Origin of the sequence: Tritonibacter horizontis (genome assembly GCF_001518015.1) — a bacterium.
Lineage (GTDB): Bacteria > Pseudomonadota > Alphaproteobacteria > Rhodobacterales > Rhodobacteraceae > Epibacterium > Epibacterium horizontis.
Genome location: NZ_LPUY01000095.1, coordinates 34,486 through 49,935, shown reverse-complemented (window position 1 = coordinate 49,935; position 15,450 = coordinate 34,486). Strand labels below are relative to the sequence as shown.

General features: G+C 63.9%; 12 protein-coding genes. 4 read left to right on the top strand and 8 right to left on the bottom strand.

The features are described from left to right. Positions 1 to 42: 42 nt before the first annotated feature. From TRIHO_RS18125 to TRIHO_RS18095, 7 genes are all read right to left on the bottom strand, one after another. Positions 43 to 1,926, bottom strand: coding sequence for a beta-N-acetylhexosaminidase (locus TRIHO_RS18125; protein WP_068247011.1), 1,884 nt, complete (start codon positions 1,924 to 1,926; stop codon positions 43 to 45). A gap of 27 nt (positions 1,927 to 1,953) precedes the next feature. Next, entirely contained in the window at positions 1,954 to 2,409 is a 456-nt protein-coding gene (locus TRIHO_RS18120) for a GNAT family N-acetyltransferase (protein WP_068247221.1), read from the bottom strand. Further along, positions 2,402 to 3,358: an ABC transporter ATP-binding protein gene (locus TRIHO_RS18115; protein WP_068247008.1), complete on the bottom strand. Its 957-nt coding sequence runs from the start codon at positions 3,356 to 3,358 to the stop codon at positions 2,402 to 2,404. The genes TRIHO_RS18120 and TRIHO_RS18115 overlap by 8 nt, the downstream gene beginning before the upstream one ends. Then, entirely contained in the window at positions 3,348 to 4,163 is an 816-nt protein-coding gene (locus TRIHO_RS18110; RefSeq protein ID WP_068247006.1) for an ABC transporter ATP-binding protein, read from the bottom strand. The genes TRIHO_RS18115 and TRIHO_RS18110 overlap by 11 nt, the downstream gene beginning before the upstream one ends. Next, positions 4,160 to 5,068, bottom strand: coding sequence for an ABC transporter permease (locus TRIHO_RS18105; RefSeq protein ID WP_068247004.1), 909 nt, complete (start codon positions 5,066 to 5,068; stop codon positions 4,160 to 4,162). The genes TRIHO_RS18110 and TRIHO_RS18105 overlap by 4 nt, the downstream gene beginning before the upstream one ends. After that, on the bottom strand, positions 5,068 to 6,045 hold the full coding sequence (locus tag TRIHO_RS18100) for an ABC transporter permease (protein ID WP_068247001.1): 978 nt from the start codon (positions 6,043 to 6,045) through the stop codon (positions 5,068 to 5,070). Before TRIHO_RS18100 ends, TRIHO_RS18105 begins: the two co-directional genes overlap by 1 nt. Positions 6,046 to 6,126: 81 nt before the next feature. Further along, the gene (locus tag TRIHO_RS18095) at positions 6,127 to 7,788 is read right to left on the bottom strand and encodes an ABC transporter substrate-binding protein (RefSeq protein WP_068246999.1); all 1,662 of its coding nucleotides are present in this window, start codon (positions 7,786 to 7,788) and stop codon (positions 6,127 to 6,129) included. A gap of 344 nt (positions 7,789 to 8,132) precedes the next feature. Here TRIHO_RS18095 and TRIHO_RS18090 point away from each other — a divergent pair, with 344 nt between their 5' ends. Continuing rightward, positions 8,133 to 11,435 carry a response regulator gene (locus TRIHO_RS18090; protein ID WP_068246996.1) on the top strand — a complete coding sequence of 1,101 codons (3,303 nt, stop codon included), beginning with the start codon at positions 8,133 to 8,135 and terminating at the stop codon, positions 11,433 to 11,435. A gap of 15 nt (positions 11,436 to 11,450) precedes the next feature. Here the strand turns inward: TRIHO_RS18090 and TRIHO_RS18085 are convergent, their stop codons facing one another. Then, entirely contained in the window at positions 11,451 to 12,356 is a 906-nt protein-coding gene (locus tag TRIHO_RS18085; protein ID WP_068246993.1) for a MurR/RpiR family transcriptional regulator, read from the bottom strand. 176 nt (positions 12,357 to 12,532) lie between these two features. Between TRIHO_RS18085 and TRIHO_RS18080 the strand changes: the two genes are divergently transcribed. From TRIHO_RS18080 to TRIHO_RS18070, 3 genes are read left to right on the top strand one after another with little or no spacing between them, the layout of a single operon-like run. Further along, positions 12,533 to 13,048 carry a TRAP transporter small permease gene (locus tag TRIHO_RS18080; RefSeq protein ID WP_068246991.1) on the top strand — a complete coding sequence of 172 codons (516 nt, stop codon included), beginning with the start codon at positions 12,533 to 12,535 and terminating at the stop codon, positions 13,046 to 13,048. Next, the gene (locus TRIHO_RS18075) at positions 13,045 to 14,331 is read left to right on the top strand and encodes a TRAP transporter large permease (RefSeq protein ID WP_068246989.1); all 1,287 of its coding nucleotides are present in this window, start codon (positions 13,045 to 13,047) and stop codon (positions 14,329 to 14,331) included. The genes TRIHO_RS18080 and TRIHO_RS18075 overlap by 4 nt, the downstream gene beginning before the upstream one ends. Positions 14,332 to 14,373: 42 nt before the next feature. Further along, positions 14,374 to 15,417, top strand: a complete 1,044-nt coding sequence (locus TRIHO_RS18070; RefSeq protein WP_068246986.1) for a TRAP transporter substrate-binding protein — start codon at positions 14,374 to 14,376, stop codon at positions 15,415 to 15,417. Positions 15,418 to 15,450 lie beyond the last annotated feature (33 nt).

The window sequence follows — 15,450 nt, the reverse complement described above, 5'->3', positions numbered from 1 at the left end:
CGGACAGCGCCCGGCGCCAGGGTATGTGTCACGGGTTACAAGTCACAGGTCCGGCATCAGCGGTGCCAGCGCCTTGAACCGGTCGAAATCCTTGCGCTCTGCCGCGCTCCAGCCTGCTTCGGCAATGGCGCTGAGCCGCGGAAAGATCATGTGGTTCTTGCGCGCCATCGTGGTCAGATGCTCGCTCCAGACGCAGGCCTGAACCCCCTTCAGCCGCCCCGCCAGCGCCGCCGCGCCATTGTCCGCCTCAAAGCCATAGGTCTTGTCCAGCGGCGTAAACCCGGCCCAGCTCGCCCCCGGTGCATACCAATCGTCCGACAGGGCCATATCAAGGTAATAGGCCTGCCCCGGCGTGCTCACCACGTCATAGCCCTCATCCGCCAGCTCTGCGGTTTTCTCGATGGTGGTCCAGGCGAACAGCAGGCAATGCGCCGGGTTCAGGCCACCGCCGTGGGCGACCTCTTCCCAGCCGCCGAGCCTGCGCCCGAGGCCGATCAGGAACTCCTGAATGTGACGCAGGAAATAGGCCTGCATCTCGTGGGTGTCCTTCAGTCCCGTTTCCCGCATCATCGCCTGCGCCTTGGGCGATTGCATCCAGGCGCCTTCGGCCACCTCGTCGCCGCCGACATGGATGATCTCAAACGGAAAGATCTCGCAGACCTCGGCCAGCACCGTCTCGGCAAAAGTATAAGACCCCTCGATCGCCGGGTTCAGCGCGTTGTTGCCAAATCCCTGCACCGACCAGTAGCTTTCCGGCTCCTCCGCATCGACCAGCTCCGGCAGGGCCCCAAGGACGCAGGCGCAATGGCCCGGCACGTCGATCTCCGGCATCACCTCGACACCGAGACCGGCGGCATGTTTGACCACTTGCCGCGCCTCGGCCTGGGTATAAAACCCGCTCTGCCCGGTGATGTCAGGGCCAAGCTGCGGCAGCACCGGCAGCGCCATCCCGGTATGGGCCGCAACCTCGGTCAGCTGCGGATAGGCCTTGATTTCCAGCCGCCAGCCTTCGTCATCGGTCAGGTGCCAATGGAACCGGTTCATCTTGTGCCAGGCGAGGATATCGACGTAGCGCAGCACCTGGTCCAACGGATAAAACTGGCGTGACACATCCAAATGCGCCCCCCGCCAGCCGTGGCGCGGGGCGTCTTCGACCACACCGGTCAGCGGCACGCCGTATCGGCCGGGGGCGTCATGGGCATGGGTCATCAGCTGCGCCAGCGTGACCAGCCCGTAAAACAGTCCCTGCCCCGTCCCATGGTGCAATCTGGCCTCGCCGTCGTGCCAGACGATGCGATAGGCGTCCTCGCCCAGCGCCGGATCGGCCACCACCACCAGCGGCGACACATCCGCCTTTGCCGTCAGCACGAAGGGCACCGGCGCAAGGGGATGCAGCCGACGGGTCAGTGCCGCCACACGCGACACGGTTTGCAGCACCGCCAGATCCCGACCCTGCAGCGCCAGATGCACCGGTGCCTTTGCCTGCCAGTCCGTGACCGCGACCCGTCGGGGTTCGGGCAGGACACCGCAGGTCAGATCGGCGCGCCCTGCCGGCGCCGCCCGCCCCACGGCCGTGGCGGCCTGCAGATCGCTGGCAAAAGCAGGGACGAGGGTGCCGTCTTCCAGCCGCACGCCCGCCGATTTCGGCCCTTCGTTGGAATGCAGCGCCGGCCGGGTCAGACTGTATTCCGTGAACCGCCAGGTCTCGCCCGGCTGCAGCACAAAACCGTCGGCGCTGGCATATTCGTGAAAATTCGCCTGCCGCCGCAGCAAGGTCGCACCGGTGCAGCGCGACGGCCGCAAGCAGCGCGTCAGCGTGGCATAGACCAGGCGCGGATTGGCCACCGGGCTGGGCCCGCAATTGGTCAGGGCGAACTCCATCGCGTCTTCTTCGGCGTGCCAAAGACTGTCGAGGTGAAACTGCATCTCAATAAATCCTGTTGTGAATGTATGTCAGACCAGCGCGCCGCTGTAGGCGCCCGGATCACTGTCTGGAATGGGGGTAGCGCCGCAGGTCTCCTGGTAAAACGCCACCGGCCCGGCGCCACCGATGATCCCATAGGCGAAGCCATCGTCGCGCAACCGGTGAAGGGCCGCCAGCAGCAGCGCCTTGCCCAGCCCCTTGCCGCGCGCCTCCGGGGCGACACCGGTGGGGCCGAAAAACCCGCGAAAGGTCACGTCATAGCAGGCAAAGCCCAGCAGATGCGTGCCCTCGGTCGCAATCAGGAGGCGGGCGGGGCGCGCCGCCAGCGCCACGGTGCATTCATCGACCCACTTCTGGCCAAAATGCGCCGCGACAAACGCCAGCACCTCATGCGCCTCGAACGGCAGGGCGGGCCGCAGGGTGACCCCCTCCGGCAGCGCCCCCTGCGACGGCAAGCGATAGAGCGGGACCAGCATGTCAGGCATCGGCCCGCTCCGTTTCGGCAGTGGCATGGTCGCCAGCAGCATGATCCGCGATGAAATGCCCGGTGGACACTTCGGTCATGCCGCGAACCGCAGCCGCGCTGGCGGCGCGCACCTGTCGGGCATCCTGGGCAAAGCCGGCATCGCTGCCCGTCAGCCGGATCGACGGATCCGGCACGGCGGCACGCAACAACCGGGTGTAGCCATGCTGCGGTGCGCCGACCACCTGCGCGGTCGGGCCCTTTTCGACCACCTGCCCCCGGAACATCACCGCCGTGTCCTCGGCCAGATACTCTGCCGTGGCAATATCATGGGTGATATAAAGGATCGACAGGCCGTGCTCGGTCTTGAGCCGCTGCATCAGCGCGAGGATCGACTTGCGGATCGACACATCCAGCATCGAGGTCGGTTCATCCGCGACGATCAGCCGTGCCCTGACCGCCAGCGCCCGGGCAAAATTCACCCGCTGGCGCTGCCCACCCGACAGTTCATGCGGGAACTTCGACGGGGTCGAGACCGGGTCCAGATCCACATCGTCAAGGATCTCGCGCAGGGCGGTCTCCGGATCGGCCTCCGGCTGATGCAACGACAGGGCGCGCTGCAAATGATGACGGATCGTATGCGCCGGGTTCAGGGCCGAAAACGGGTCCTGAAACACCATCTGCACCGCCTGACGATAGCGCATCTGATCGCCGCGTCGGGTCAGCTCCGCGATGTCCCGACCCTCGAACAGGATCCGCCCCGAGGTCGGCGCATGGTGGCCGACGATCATCCGGCCCACGGTGCTCTTGCCAGAGCCGCTTTCGCCCACCAGCGCCAGTGCCCGGCCCGGCAACAGGTCGAGCGAGACGGCGCGCAGGGCCTCCACCTGGGTGGCGCGACCAAAGATCGGACGCAGGGTAAAGGTCTTGGTCAGACGGTCCAGCGACAGGATCGGGGGATCAGACAGCATGGGCAGGCCCTTTCTCGGCAGCATTGGCCAGGATCGGCATCGCGTCCCACAGGCTGCGGGTGTAGTCATGCACGGGCGCGGTCACGATCTGCGACGCGGTGCCGATTTCCACAATCTCGCCCGCACGCATGATGCCGATCCGGTCGGAAATCTGTGCCATCAGCGCGATGTCATGGGTGATGAACAGTACCGAAAACCCCAACTTTTCGCGCAGGCGCAGGACCTCTTGCAGGATCTCGCGCTGCACCACCACATCAAGCGCGGTCGTCGGCTCGTCCATGATGATCAACTTGGGCAGCAAAGTCAGCGCCAGGGCCAGCGCCACCCGCTGCCGCATCCCCCCCGACAATTGATGCGGATGGGCCTGCATCCGGTCGGCGGGGATGCCGACCATCTCCAGCATCTCGGCCGTGCGGTCCATCGCGTCGGCGCGGGTAATGGGCCCATGCGCACGCAGCATGTCGTGAAACTGGCGAAAGATGGTCATCACCGGGTTGAGCGAGTTCATCGCGCTTTGAAACACCATGGAGACCTCGGACCAACGCCAGGCGCGCAGTTGCGTGTCGGTGAACGACAGCACATCACGACCCTCGAACAGGATCTGGCCCCGACGCACCAATGCAGGCGGTTTGTGCAGACGCATCAGCGCATAGGCCACGGTGCTCTTGCCGCAACCGGATTCCCCCGCAAGGCCGAGGATTTCATTCGGCTGGATCTGGAACGAGATGTCGCGCACGGCGGTAAAGGGCGCGCCTGCGGTCAGATAGTCCACCCGCAGCCCTTCGACGGTCAGCAGATCGCTCATTGGTTTGCCTCCTGCATGCGCTGGCGCAACAGGCGCTTCTCAATCCGCAACGCCTTGGCGACGTTGCCCAGCGTGCGCATGCGCGGGTTGGCGATCTCGTCCACACCGAAGTTCATCAGCGACAGGCCCACGCCGATCAGCACGATGGCGGCGCAGGGGGCCAGCACCTCCCACCAGGCGCCGACCATGATCGCCGAGGCGGTCTGCGCGTTATAAAGCATGGTGCCCCAGGACAGCGCCAAGGGGCTGCCCAGACCGAGGAATTCCAGCGTCGCCTCGGTGATGATGGTAAAGATGACGGAACCGATAAAGTTGAAGCCGATGATCGACAAAAGGTTCGGCAGCATCTCCACCAGGATCATCCGCCAGGTCGGCTCGCCGATCATCGCGGAGGCCTGAATAAAGTCGCGGGTCTTCAGCGACATCGCCTGCGCACGGGTGACGCGCGCCCCCCAGGCCCAGGAGGTCAGGCCAATGATCAGCGCAATCGCCCAGGGCCCCACCTGCCCCAGAAAGGCGGCGAGCACCAGCAACAGCGGCAGTTGCGGCAGCACCAGCACGACATTGGTGAAAAAGTTCAGCACATTATCCACCAGACCGCCGAAATAGGCCGCCGTGATGCCGATGGCGGTGCCGATCGCGGTCACGATCAACCCGGCCACAATCCCCACCATCAGGGAGGTGCGGGTGCCCCAGATCAGCTGGCTGAACACGTCCCGCCCCATGCGGGTGGTGCCCAGCCAATGTTCAGCCGAGGGTGCCTGGTGCGGTCGGCCCACGCGGGCGATGGGGTCAAAGGGCGCAATCAGCGGCGCCACCAGCGCGACGACCACATAGGCCAGCACGATGGCCAGTCCGATGGCGGCCTTGCGGTTGCGCAAAAAGGTACGGAGGAGATCTGGCATCAGGCCCTCTTCAGTCTGGGATCAAGAAAGACATAGGCCAGATCCACCGCGAGGTTCGCGAGCAGCATGGCGAGTGTCATGATAAGAAGCTGACCCTGGATCAGTGGGAAATCGCGCCCGACGATGCCAAGGTACAACAGGTTGCCGACGCCGGGATAATTGAACACCACCTCGGTGATCAGCGAGCCACCGAACAGCGCCCCGAAGCTGAGCGCCAGCGCGGTCACCGACGGCAACAGCGCATTGCGCGCCGCATAGGCATAGCGCACGCGGGCATCACTCAGCCCCTTGGCTTCGGCCATGGCAAGGTAGTCCTCGCCCAGCTGGCCGATCATGTTGTTGCGCATGGTGATCAGATAGCCGCCCACCAGCACCACGCTCAGCGTCACCACCGGCAGAAAACCGTGGTAGGCAACAGAGGCGGCGAATTCCCAGCTGAAGGCCGGGTCCAGTTTCGGGTCATAGGCATAAGAGGTCGGAAACACCCGGTTGCGCACCGACAGAAAATAGAGACCACACAGGGCCACCACCACGGCCGGTACCGATTGCAGCGCCAGCGCGGTGGGCGAGGCGATCACATCCGTCAGCTGCCCGCGCCGCCAGGCGGCCAGAATACCCAGGAGCGTGCCTGTCGAGAAAGCGATCAACAGCGCCGCGCCGGTCAGGAACAGCGTCCACGGCAGGGCCTGCGTCAGCACATCGGCGACTGGCATCGGGTAGAATTTGATCGACAGGCCAAAATCCCAGGTGAAGATCGAACCGAGATAGGCGAAATACTGTTCATGCAGCGGCGCGTCGATGAACCCGAAGGTCGCCATCAGCGCATCGCGGGCTTCGGGCGCGATCATGCCGCCGGAATTGGCCAGCATGATGTCCGCCGGGTTGCCGGGCAACAGCCGCGGAATCATGAAGTTGAACGTCGCAGCCACGAGAAAGGCAACGGCATAAAAACTCAGCCGCTTCAGAAGAAAACGCATCGGGTCAGACCATCTGTCGAGGAAAAGGGGCGCCAAGGCGGGACCGCCCCGATTGGGGCGGCCCCTTCGCTTTGCGGGAGGTTATTCCACCGGGCGCAGCGCCAGGAGGTGCAGCAGCCGCGCCGGGTTGGTCTTATGCACCACCGGGTTGGCGACCGGGTTGTCCGCGTTGAAGAACCCGGTGAACCGTTTGGTGTTGTACTGATACCAGCGCGGGTTGTTGAAAACCGTCACCAGCGGCATGTCCGCCCCGACGATTTCCTGCACGTCAGACATGATCGCCATCTGCTTTTCCGTGTCGCTGGTCTGGGTAAATGCATCCAGCAGGCCGCTGAGTTCGGCGTTATAGTAGCGCGACGCGGCAAAGCGCGATTTGGCCTGGTTCGATTCGTGCAGAGAGTCGAGATACTGGTTGAACGGCGTCGCCCCGACGCGGACGGAGTTGATCGCCATGTCATAATCGCCGTTGATCAGCTTTTCCGTCCAGACGGCGGATTCCGGGGTGGAGACATTGGCCCTGATGCCAACCGCGTTCAGCCCCTCGACCGCGATCTGGCAGCTGTTGACCCAATCGGTCCAGCCGTTGGGGACGATCACCTCCAGGTCGATCTGCGCACCCTCCGGGGTTTCGACAAAACCGTCGCCGTCGATGTCCTTGAACCCGGCCTCTGCCAACAGGGCCCGCGCGCCGTCCAGGTCATATTGGGTGAAGGCGCCGAATTTCTCGTCAACCTCGGGGTTGTTCCAGGAATGGAACGCGCGGCCCAGGCCCGACGGATACTGGTTGATGGTGGGATAGCCATAGCCGGCGATTTCCACCATCGCCTCGCGGTCAAACGCCATCGACACCGCACGGCGGAAATCGACGTTGTTAAAGGCGGCGCGGTCACCCTCTTCCGGGGCTTCGAAGTTCATGTAGAACGCCACAAGAGAGCCGCCGGGCAGCCAGTAGCTGTGATGTTCCGGGTCCTTGGCAACATAAGTGTTTTCGATGTCCGGCAGGAACGATCCCATCCAGTCCAGCTCGCCGTTGGAGGCCGCGGCAAGGGCCTGATCGTTGTTGGCAATCTGCGGGAAGCGCATGCAATCGACGTGCAGGCTCTCAGCGTCCCAATAGTTGTCGTTGCGGCACTGGATGTATTCCTGCGGCGTGAACCGGCGAATTTCCGTCAGCGGACCGGAACCGACAGGGTCGGGGTTGGTGAAGGTGACCGGATCGTCGATCTTGCTCCAGATGTGATCCGGCACGATCGGCACCCGCACGATCTGATACATTGCCTGGCTCGACGGGGTAGAGAGGTTGAAGCGCACGGTTTGCGCGTCGATTTTCTCGACCCCCGACAACATCTGCGCCATGCCGACACTGTCGAGCGCCGGATTGCCCAGCGCCAGTTCGAAGGAGGTGACGACGTCATCGGCGTCAAAAGCCTCGCCATCGGACCATTCGACACCCTCGCGCAGGGTCACGGTGATGCTGCTGAGATCCTCGGAGTAGTCATGCCCGGTAGCCAGACGGTACACCGGCTTGCCGCCATCCAGCGCGTTGAAGATGATCAGCGGTTCATACATGAAATGCAGCACCGAAGGCGCGGTAGTGGTCTGGTTGAACGGGTTGAAGTTCTCGACCCAGGCGGTGACCTGCTCCGGCAGCGCGCTCAATACGGTTTCTTCGGCCTGTGCCGTCGTCGCCCAGAGCGCGGCCGAAGCCGAGGCCAGCAATCCGGCAGTTACAGTCAATTTCATTTGGTAATCTCCCTGTGGCAGCGGGTTTGCCCCGCCTGATGTCATCCGTCAATTTCCGCCCGGTGGCGGCCTGGATCCTGTGGTGGGCCCAGTCTCCTCCCGAGCGCCTTGGATGCCCCCCAATGAAGTCCGCGCAGCCCCCCGAATGGTACCCGAAAAATCGGAAATTTCGTCAAAACAGGGCGCGCGGCGGGTTCACCGGTGGAGATACATAAACATTTTCAATCGCTTACTGTGTTTTCCCGAATACGCCCCACAGCCCGAGAATGACCAACTGCCCTTGCTTCACCCGCAAGCAGGCCGCAGGATCGTGCCCAGACAAAACCAGAAAAACCGGAGCCACCGTGCTGCTACAGGGAATTCGCTCTCGCCTCTTGCTGACCTTTCTGCTGGCATCGGTGCTGCCGCTGACCCTGGGGGGATTGGTGTTTTACCGGCTGGTGAACCAGACCGTCACCACCGAGACGTTTCAAAAGGTGGCTTTTGTGCGCGATGCCAAGGCCAGCGAGATCACCCAGTATATGACCTATGCGCGTCGGCAGGCAGAGAACCTCGCGCAATCTTCCAACGTGCGCTACTCGGTCGGCGAATTCTACGGTTTCAGCCACGCGCTACGCCAGATCGACGCCACGCCCGAAGAGGCCGGCGCGCGGCTGCGCGACATCTTTGGTGTCGACACCACCCCCCTGCCCCCGGCAGGAATTGGCAGCGAGGACCGTCTCTTGCGCGAAGCGTTGGAGTATTCCAACACCCATCGCCGGTTCCACGCCGGGTTCCTGGAATTTCTGGACGAGGCGGAATTTGACAATCTCTACCTCGCCGACCGTCACGGGCAAGTGGTCTATTCGGTGCACAAGGATGCCTATCTCGGCCAGATCCTCGACCCGGCGGTGACCGGTCTGGGCCAGGCCTATCACCGGGCGACCACCCAGACGGGGTTCGAGCCGGTGTTTCAGGACTATGCCCGCGATGCGGTCACCGGTGCGCTGTCGGCCTATCTGGCGGTGCCGGTGCGGCTGCATGGCCGCCACAAGGGTGCCATGATCCTGCGGGTGCCGCCCAACAGCCTGCAAAGCCTGATGACAGAGAGCGAAACCGCGCTCTCGGTGATCTCCTCCGGCGGCATCGTCATTGCCTCCAGCGGCGCGCCGGTGCCGGGCACGGCGGTTGCGCTGCCCCCGGCGATGACCAGCCACGAGGGGGTCAGCGTGCTGTCGGCCGGCCTGGCGGGCCTTGCGTCCCTGTCGGCCTGGCGGGTGCTTGATGCGCCCTTTCCGACCTGGACCATCATTGCCGAGGCCAGCCAGACCGCAGCCTTTGAAACCAGCCACCGGCTGCGCAACGCGTTACTGCTGATCGGGGCGGTGGCGGTCACCGGGCTGGCGCTTCTGTCGTTTCTGTTCGCCAACGCGCTGACCCGCCCGGTCCGGCGCCTGTCCGAGGCCGCCAGCGCCGTGGCCACCGGCAGCCTGAACGACGCGCTGCCGGAATACGACCGGCCGGTCGAATACGCGCGCCTGTCGCGGGCGGTGAACCAGATGCGGCGAGCGCTGCGGGATCAGCTTGACCTGATCCGCGACAAGAACGCCGAATTGCAGGAGAACCTGCGCCAGATCGGCGAGAAAAATGCCAAGCTGGAAGAGGCGGACCGGATGAAGGACCGGTTTCTGGCCAATACCTCGCACGAGTTGCGGACGCCGCTGAACGGCATCATCGGGATCCTCGAAACCCTCGAAGGCGGCGCGATGGGGGACATGCTGCCCGCCCAGACCAGCCAGCTGCGGCTGATCACCTTTTCCGCGCGGCGGTTGTCGCGGCTGGTGGATGACCTGCTGGACATCTACCGCATCCGGGAGGGTCGGATGCGGCTGGATCTGCAACCGGTCGATGTGTCCCATGCGGTGCGCAATGTGTTGCACCTGCTGCAACCGACCTTCCGCATTGACCCGGCCAAGGTGCGACTGGCGATCCCGGACGACCTGCCGGCCGTGACCGCCGACCCGGTCCGGTTTGAACAGATCCTGTTCAACCTGCTATCGAACGCCGTCAAATACGGCGGTGGCAGCGCGGTCGACATCTCTGCAGCGCCCCGCGCGGACGGGCGCATCGCAGTTTCGATCCGCGATCATGGCCCCGGGATCGCCGCCGACAACATGGAACGGATCTTTCACCCGCTGGAACAACTGACCCCGGACGGGGCCGGACAACCCGGCGGCACCGGCCTTGGCTTGACCATCGCGCGCCATCTGGCGGCCCTGATGTCCGGCACCATCGACGTTCTGTCCCCAGCCGGCGCGGGCGCGGAGTTTCAGGTGTTGCTGCCGCAATCCGACCTGCCCGCCCTCGGCGGTGAGGACTGGACCGCAGCCCCCCTGATCGAAGAGGCATCAGACGCAACGCCGGCCCCCGGCCCCGCTGCCGACGGCCGGTCCGGGACCGACCCCGACGGCGCGCCGGTGATCCTTGCCGTGGATGACGAACCGATCAATCTGCAAGTGCTGCAGAACGTATTGCAGCCGCAGGGCTACCGCGTCACCACCGCCGCAAATGGCGCCGAAGCGTTGCGCAGTGTCGCGGAGCGGCGTCCCGACCTTATCGTGCTGGATGTGATGATGGGTGGCCTCAGCGGGCTGGACGTTGCGCGCAACCTGCGGCGGCGGCACGGGTTGCACGAACTGCCGATCATCCTGCTGACCGCCCGGGGCCGCACCAGCGACCTGCTCGCCGGGTTCGAAGCCGGCGCCAACGACTATGTCGTCAAACCCTTCGTGCGGGACGAATTGCTCAGCCGGATCCGCACCCTGCTGGAGGCCAGCCGCGCCCGCAGCCGGGCCGAGGAAAACCGCGCCCTGAAGGACGAGATCGAACGCCGCATCCAGATCGAGGATGCCCTGCGCCTGTCCCAGCGGCGCATGGCGCAATTGCTCGATACGCTGGAGGATGGGCTGATCTGCGTCAACGCGCGGGGCGTGGTCACCTATGTGAACGAGGCGGCGCAGCAACTGCTCGACCAGCGTGTCACCGCCAACCGAAGCCGCCTTGACGCGGTGATGCCCGAGGCGGCGCTGGCGGCCCTGGCCGAGATCGACGTGGAGGACGAACCGATCCATATCGAGATCACCCTGAACGCGCGGCTGTTGCAGGTCAGCCTGTTCGCGATGCTGCCAGAGGCGGGCGGCGGCCGCGCCGTCCTGTTCAGTCAGGCGGCTGCCCCGCGCGAAGACTTCGTGCATTCGCTGCGCGATCTGGTGGATACCTCGCTGCCCTCGCTGATTTCGGACGATCCGGCGGAGGAGTTGCAGCAGACGCCGGGCGACAGCTATCGTGACACCATCGTCGATCTGATGTCCGACTCGCTGGAGATCTGGACCGCGGCCACCGGCAAGGGCAAGATCGACTTTGCCGAGACCAGCGGCATCTGGCGGGTGAACCTCGACAAGACCTCGCTGCAGACCCGGACCCTGGACAAATACCTGCTGATCGAGACGCTGCCCGACAATCCACGCTGGCGCGATGTGCTCAAGACCGTCAGTTTTGTGCTGGCGCTGGCGGCGCGTGACACGGCGGATGCCGAGCTTCGGGCGCGGTTTGATGCGCTGGAGCTCCGGCTAGAGGCCTTTCGCAACCTGATTGCCCAGCGCGGCTGACAGGCGGCCGCGCCGTCAATCCCCCAGCGGTTGCGGTCCCGTGCGGCCATGATAGGCCGTCAAGGAGGCCCGGATGCGCCGCAGGTTCTCTGTCGTGACGGCGCTGCGGGTCTGGGCAACCGACATCGCCAGCGCATCGACAATCACCAGATGGGCATAGCGCGAGGCGGTGGGTTTCAGGATGTCGGGATCTTCTGGCAGGTTGGCCTCGATCACGATGGCGGCCTCCTGCGCCAATCGGCTGTCTGGCCGGGTGATCGCGATGGTCGTCGCCCCATACCCCCCGGCAATGCCCGCTGCATTCGCGATCTCCGCTGCCTCGCCGCTGGCGGATATCATCAGCAGCACATCACCGGGTGCCAGCGTCGCCGCCCGCATCTGCAACAGATAGCTGTCCGACACGGCAACGGCGGGAATACCAAGGCGAAACATCCGATTGGCCGCCTCTTGCGCCACCATGGTGGAGCCACCGCCAACCCCGGCCACAACGATCTGACCGGCCTGCGACAGCGCGGTCACCGCCGCTTCCATCCGCGTCGGGTCGAGCTGTTCCCGCATCACATTGACCGTCGCATAAAGCGCGCCAAGCACCTGATCCACCGCGCTGGTGCCATCGCCCGGCGTGTCGCGATGGCTGGGGGCGAGGTATTGCAGGCTGACCGCAAGGTTCTGCGCCAGCCGCAGCTTGAACGCCCGGAACCCATCGCAGCCCATGGTGCGGCAAAACCGGACCACGGTGGGCGTACTGACGCCACAGGCGCCGGCCAGTTCGGCGATTGTCATGCTGGTGACGTCTTCCAGATGGGCAGACACGTAATCCGCAACCTTCTGCTCCCGCGCGGCGAGGCTGCCACTCAGATGTTTGAGGTTCGAGATCAGATCGACCGCCCCCTTGCCTGCCTCAAACTCCGCATTGGTCATCTGTCTCTCCTGCCGCTCGGCCGTCCGATTCTGTACCTAAGATACATCCAGAGATCAAATGCGGAGCCATTTTCTGTAGCATTTCCCATTATTTGTACCTTAGTAACAAATTTATCTTGACCAATGTCCTGTTTGGTCGTGAAAATATACCTAAGTTACAAAACAGGGATCACATCATGCTTGCCGAATTTTCCGACCGGCTCAGTCGGCAGATCAACCGGGGGACAGAGGTTGTCCTCGCTGCGCTGATGGTTGCGCTGGTGCTGGATGTCTGGATCGGGGTCGTGGACCGGTACTTTTTCCACTGGCAACTGCCCTGGCCCGAGGTGTTGGCCCGCTATCTGATGATCTGGGCGGCGATGCTTGCGGTGTCTTGCGGCATTGCCCGACGCGAACATATCGGCCTGACGGTCCTGCTGATGTCGCTGCCGCAGGGCGGACGCCGGGGCCTGTTGGTGCTGATCGACGTGATAACCTTTGCGCTGTTTTTCTACGTCTTGTGGTTTGGCATCGGCTTTGCCGAAAGCGGCGCCAAACGTCAGGCGATGATTCTCGGCGCCACCCTGCAGCCCTTCTACAGCGCGATCCCGGCGGCCGCTCTGCTGGCCTGCGTGCAAGTGGTGCTGGTGATGATCCGCGACATGGGCCGGCAGCTCGACACCGTCACCCCCAACGAAGGATCAGGCGCATGATTGTCGGTTTCAGTTTTGTTCTGCTCCTTGCGGTGGGCATGCCCATCGGGTTCGCCATCGGGTTGGCCGGGGTGATCGGGATTTTCAGCATGGGCGGCGGCGTCACGTTTCTCGCCATCGGACCAAGCAAGATCTTCAACGGTCTCAACGTGTTTCCCTTTCTGGCGATGCCGTTTTTCATTCTGGCCGGCGAGATCATGAACAGCACTGGCATCACCGGGCGACTGGTGAAGCTGGCCGAGGTGCTGGTGGGGCGTTTTCGCGGCGGGCTGGCCCATACCAATATGCTGGCCTCAGTGTTTTTTGCCGGGCTTACCGGATCCGCGACTGCCGACGCCGCCGCCTTTGGCCGCACCTTGGTGCCCGCGATGGTGAAACAGGGCTACAAGCGCGACTATGCCTGCGCTGTCACCGCGGCCGGGTCGATCATCGGGCCGACCATCCCGCCCTCGGGGCTGATGGTGGTCTATGGGTCGCTGATGGGGGTCTCCATCGGTGGGCTGTTCGCCGCCGGATTGCTGCCCGGACTGGTGATCTGCATCGTCTGCATGGGCGTGATTGCCATCGGCGGCAAGCGCGAGAACCTGCCCAAGGCCGAGCGCGGCGCCACCCTGGGCGAGATCTGGCAGACATTCCTGTCCTCGATCACCGCGCTTTTGATGCCCGTGATCATTCTCGGCGGCATCCTCGGCGGCATCGTCACCCCGACCGAGGCGGCCTCCATCGCCGTGGCCTATGCGCTGTTCATTGGCGTGTTTGTCTACCGCTCGCTGACCTTTCGCGACCTGTATGCGATGCTGGTGCGCACTGCGCGCATCACCGGCGTGATCTTTGTCATCATCGCCTTTGCCAGCATTCTGGGCTGGTGGATGAGCTTTGAGCGCATCCCACAGGCGATTGCCGGCAGCGTTCTGGGCCTGTCGGAAAACCCCTATGCGGTCATTGCCATCATCATCTGCATCCTGCTGGTGGTGGGCATGGTGATGGATATCACCGCGATCCTGATCATCCTTGGCCCGGTCCTGGTGCCGCTTACGGAACAGATCGGACTGGAACCGATCCACGCCGGGATCATCTTTGTGCTGGCCCTGAACATCTCGTTGATGACACCGCCAGTGGGAGCCTGCCTCTTTGTTCTGTCTTCGGTCACCGGCGAAAAGATCGAGCGGATCTCGGTCAAACTCGCGCCCTTTCTGGTCGCCGAAATCATCATCCTTTTTGTCTTCGCATTCTGGGAGGACGCGGCCCTGATGCTGCCGCGTGCGCTCGGATTTGCCCCCTAGGGGCCCATCAAACCAACCAAAACCAACAGTGAGGAAAACACAATGAAAACAGCACTCAAGTCCGCATCGGTCGGCGCGCTCGCCGCTCTGGTCGCAAGCTCTGCCATGGCCGGTGGCACCATCCGCTTTGGCCATGACAACAAGACCGATCCATTCGAGAACCCGGCCCATGCCTGCACCGCCGTCTTCCAGAACATCGTCACCGCCGACACCAACGGCAGCGTCACGGTCGAGGTTTTCGGCTCCAACCAGCTCGGCACCGCCGCCGAACATGTCCAGCAGGTGCGCGATGGCGTCATCCAGGCGACGCTGACCTCGACCGGCGCGCTGGCCAGCTATTACCCGCGCATCGACGTGCTAAACCTGCCGTTTGCCTTCGCCAACAATGCCTCCACCTATTCGGTTTTTGACGGTGAATTCGGTGCCACCCTGGCCGCAGACATCGAGGCCGAACTGGGCGATGTGGTTGTGCTCGGCTTCCCGGATACCGGCGGCTTCTTTGCGGTCACCAACTCCCAACGCCAGATCGCCAACCTTGAGGATTTTGACGGCATCCGCATCCGCACCATGACCCTGCCCAGCCACCAGAAAATCGTGCAGGCGCTTGGCGCAGAGGCCTATCCGCTCAGCTGGGGCGAGGTTTACTCCGGCCTGCAGACCGGCGTGATCGACGGACAGATGAACCCGGTGCCGATCATCTCATTCGCGAATTTCGCCGAGGTGCAGAAACACATGACGCTGACCAATCACCTGTTCTCGCCCTATACCTTCATGGTCAACAAGGCGTTTTACGACGATCTGACAGAGGCGGAACAGGCGACACTGCACACCGCCGCCGAAAGCTGCGTCACGGCCAGCCGTGGCCTGTCCCGCATCATCGAAGCCTCGGATCGCGGACTGGCTGGCCTGATGGACAAGATCGAAGTGACCGCCCTGTCGGATGAGCAACGCGCCGCGATGGCCGCTGCCACACAGCCCGCGTTCGAGGCCCATGTCGGCGAAAACCTTGACGAAAAAGCGGGCGAGCTGCTGACCCTCTTCAAGGCCGAAGTCGAGACCGCAAACGCGTCAACCTACATCGACTGATACCGACCGGATCGGGGCGCGGCCTGTGTCGCG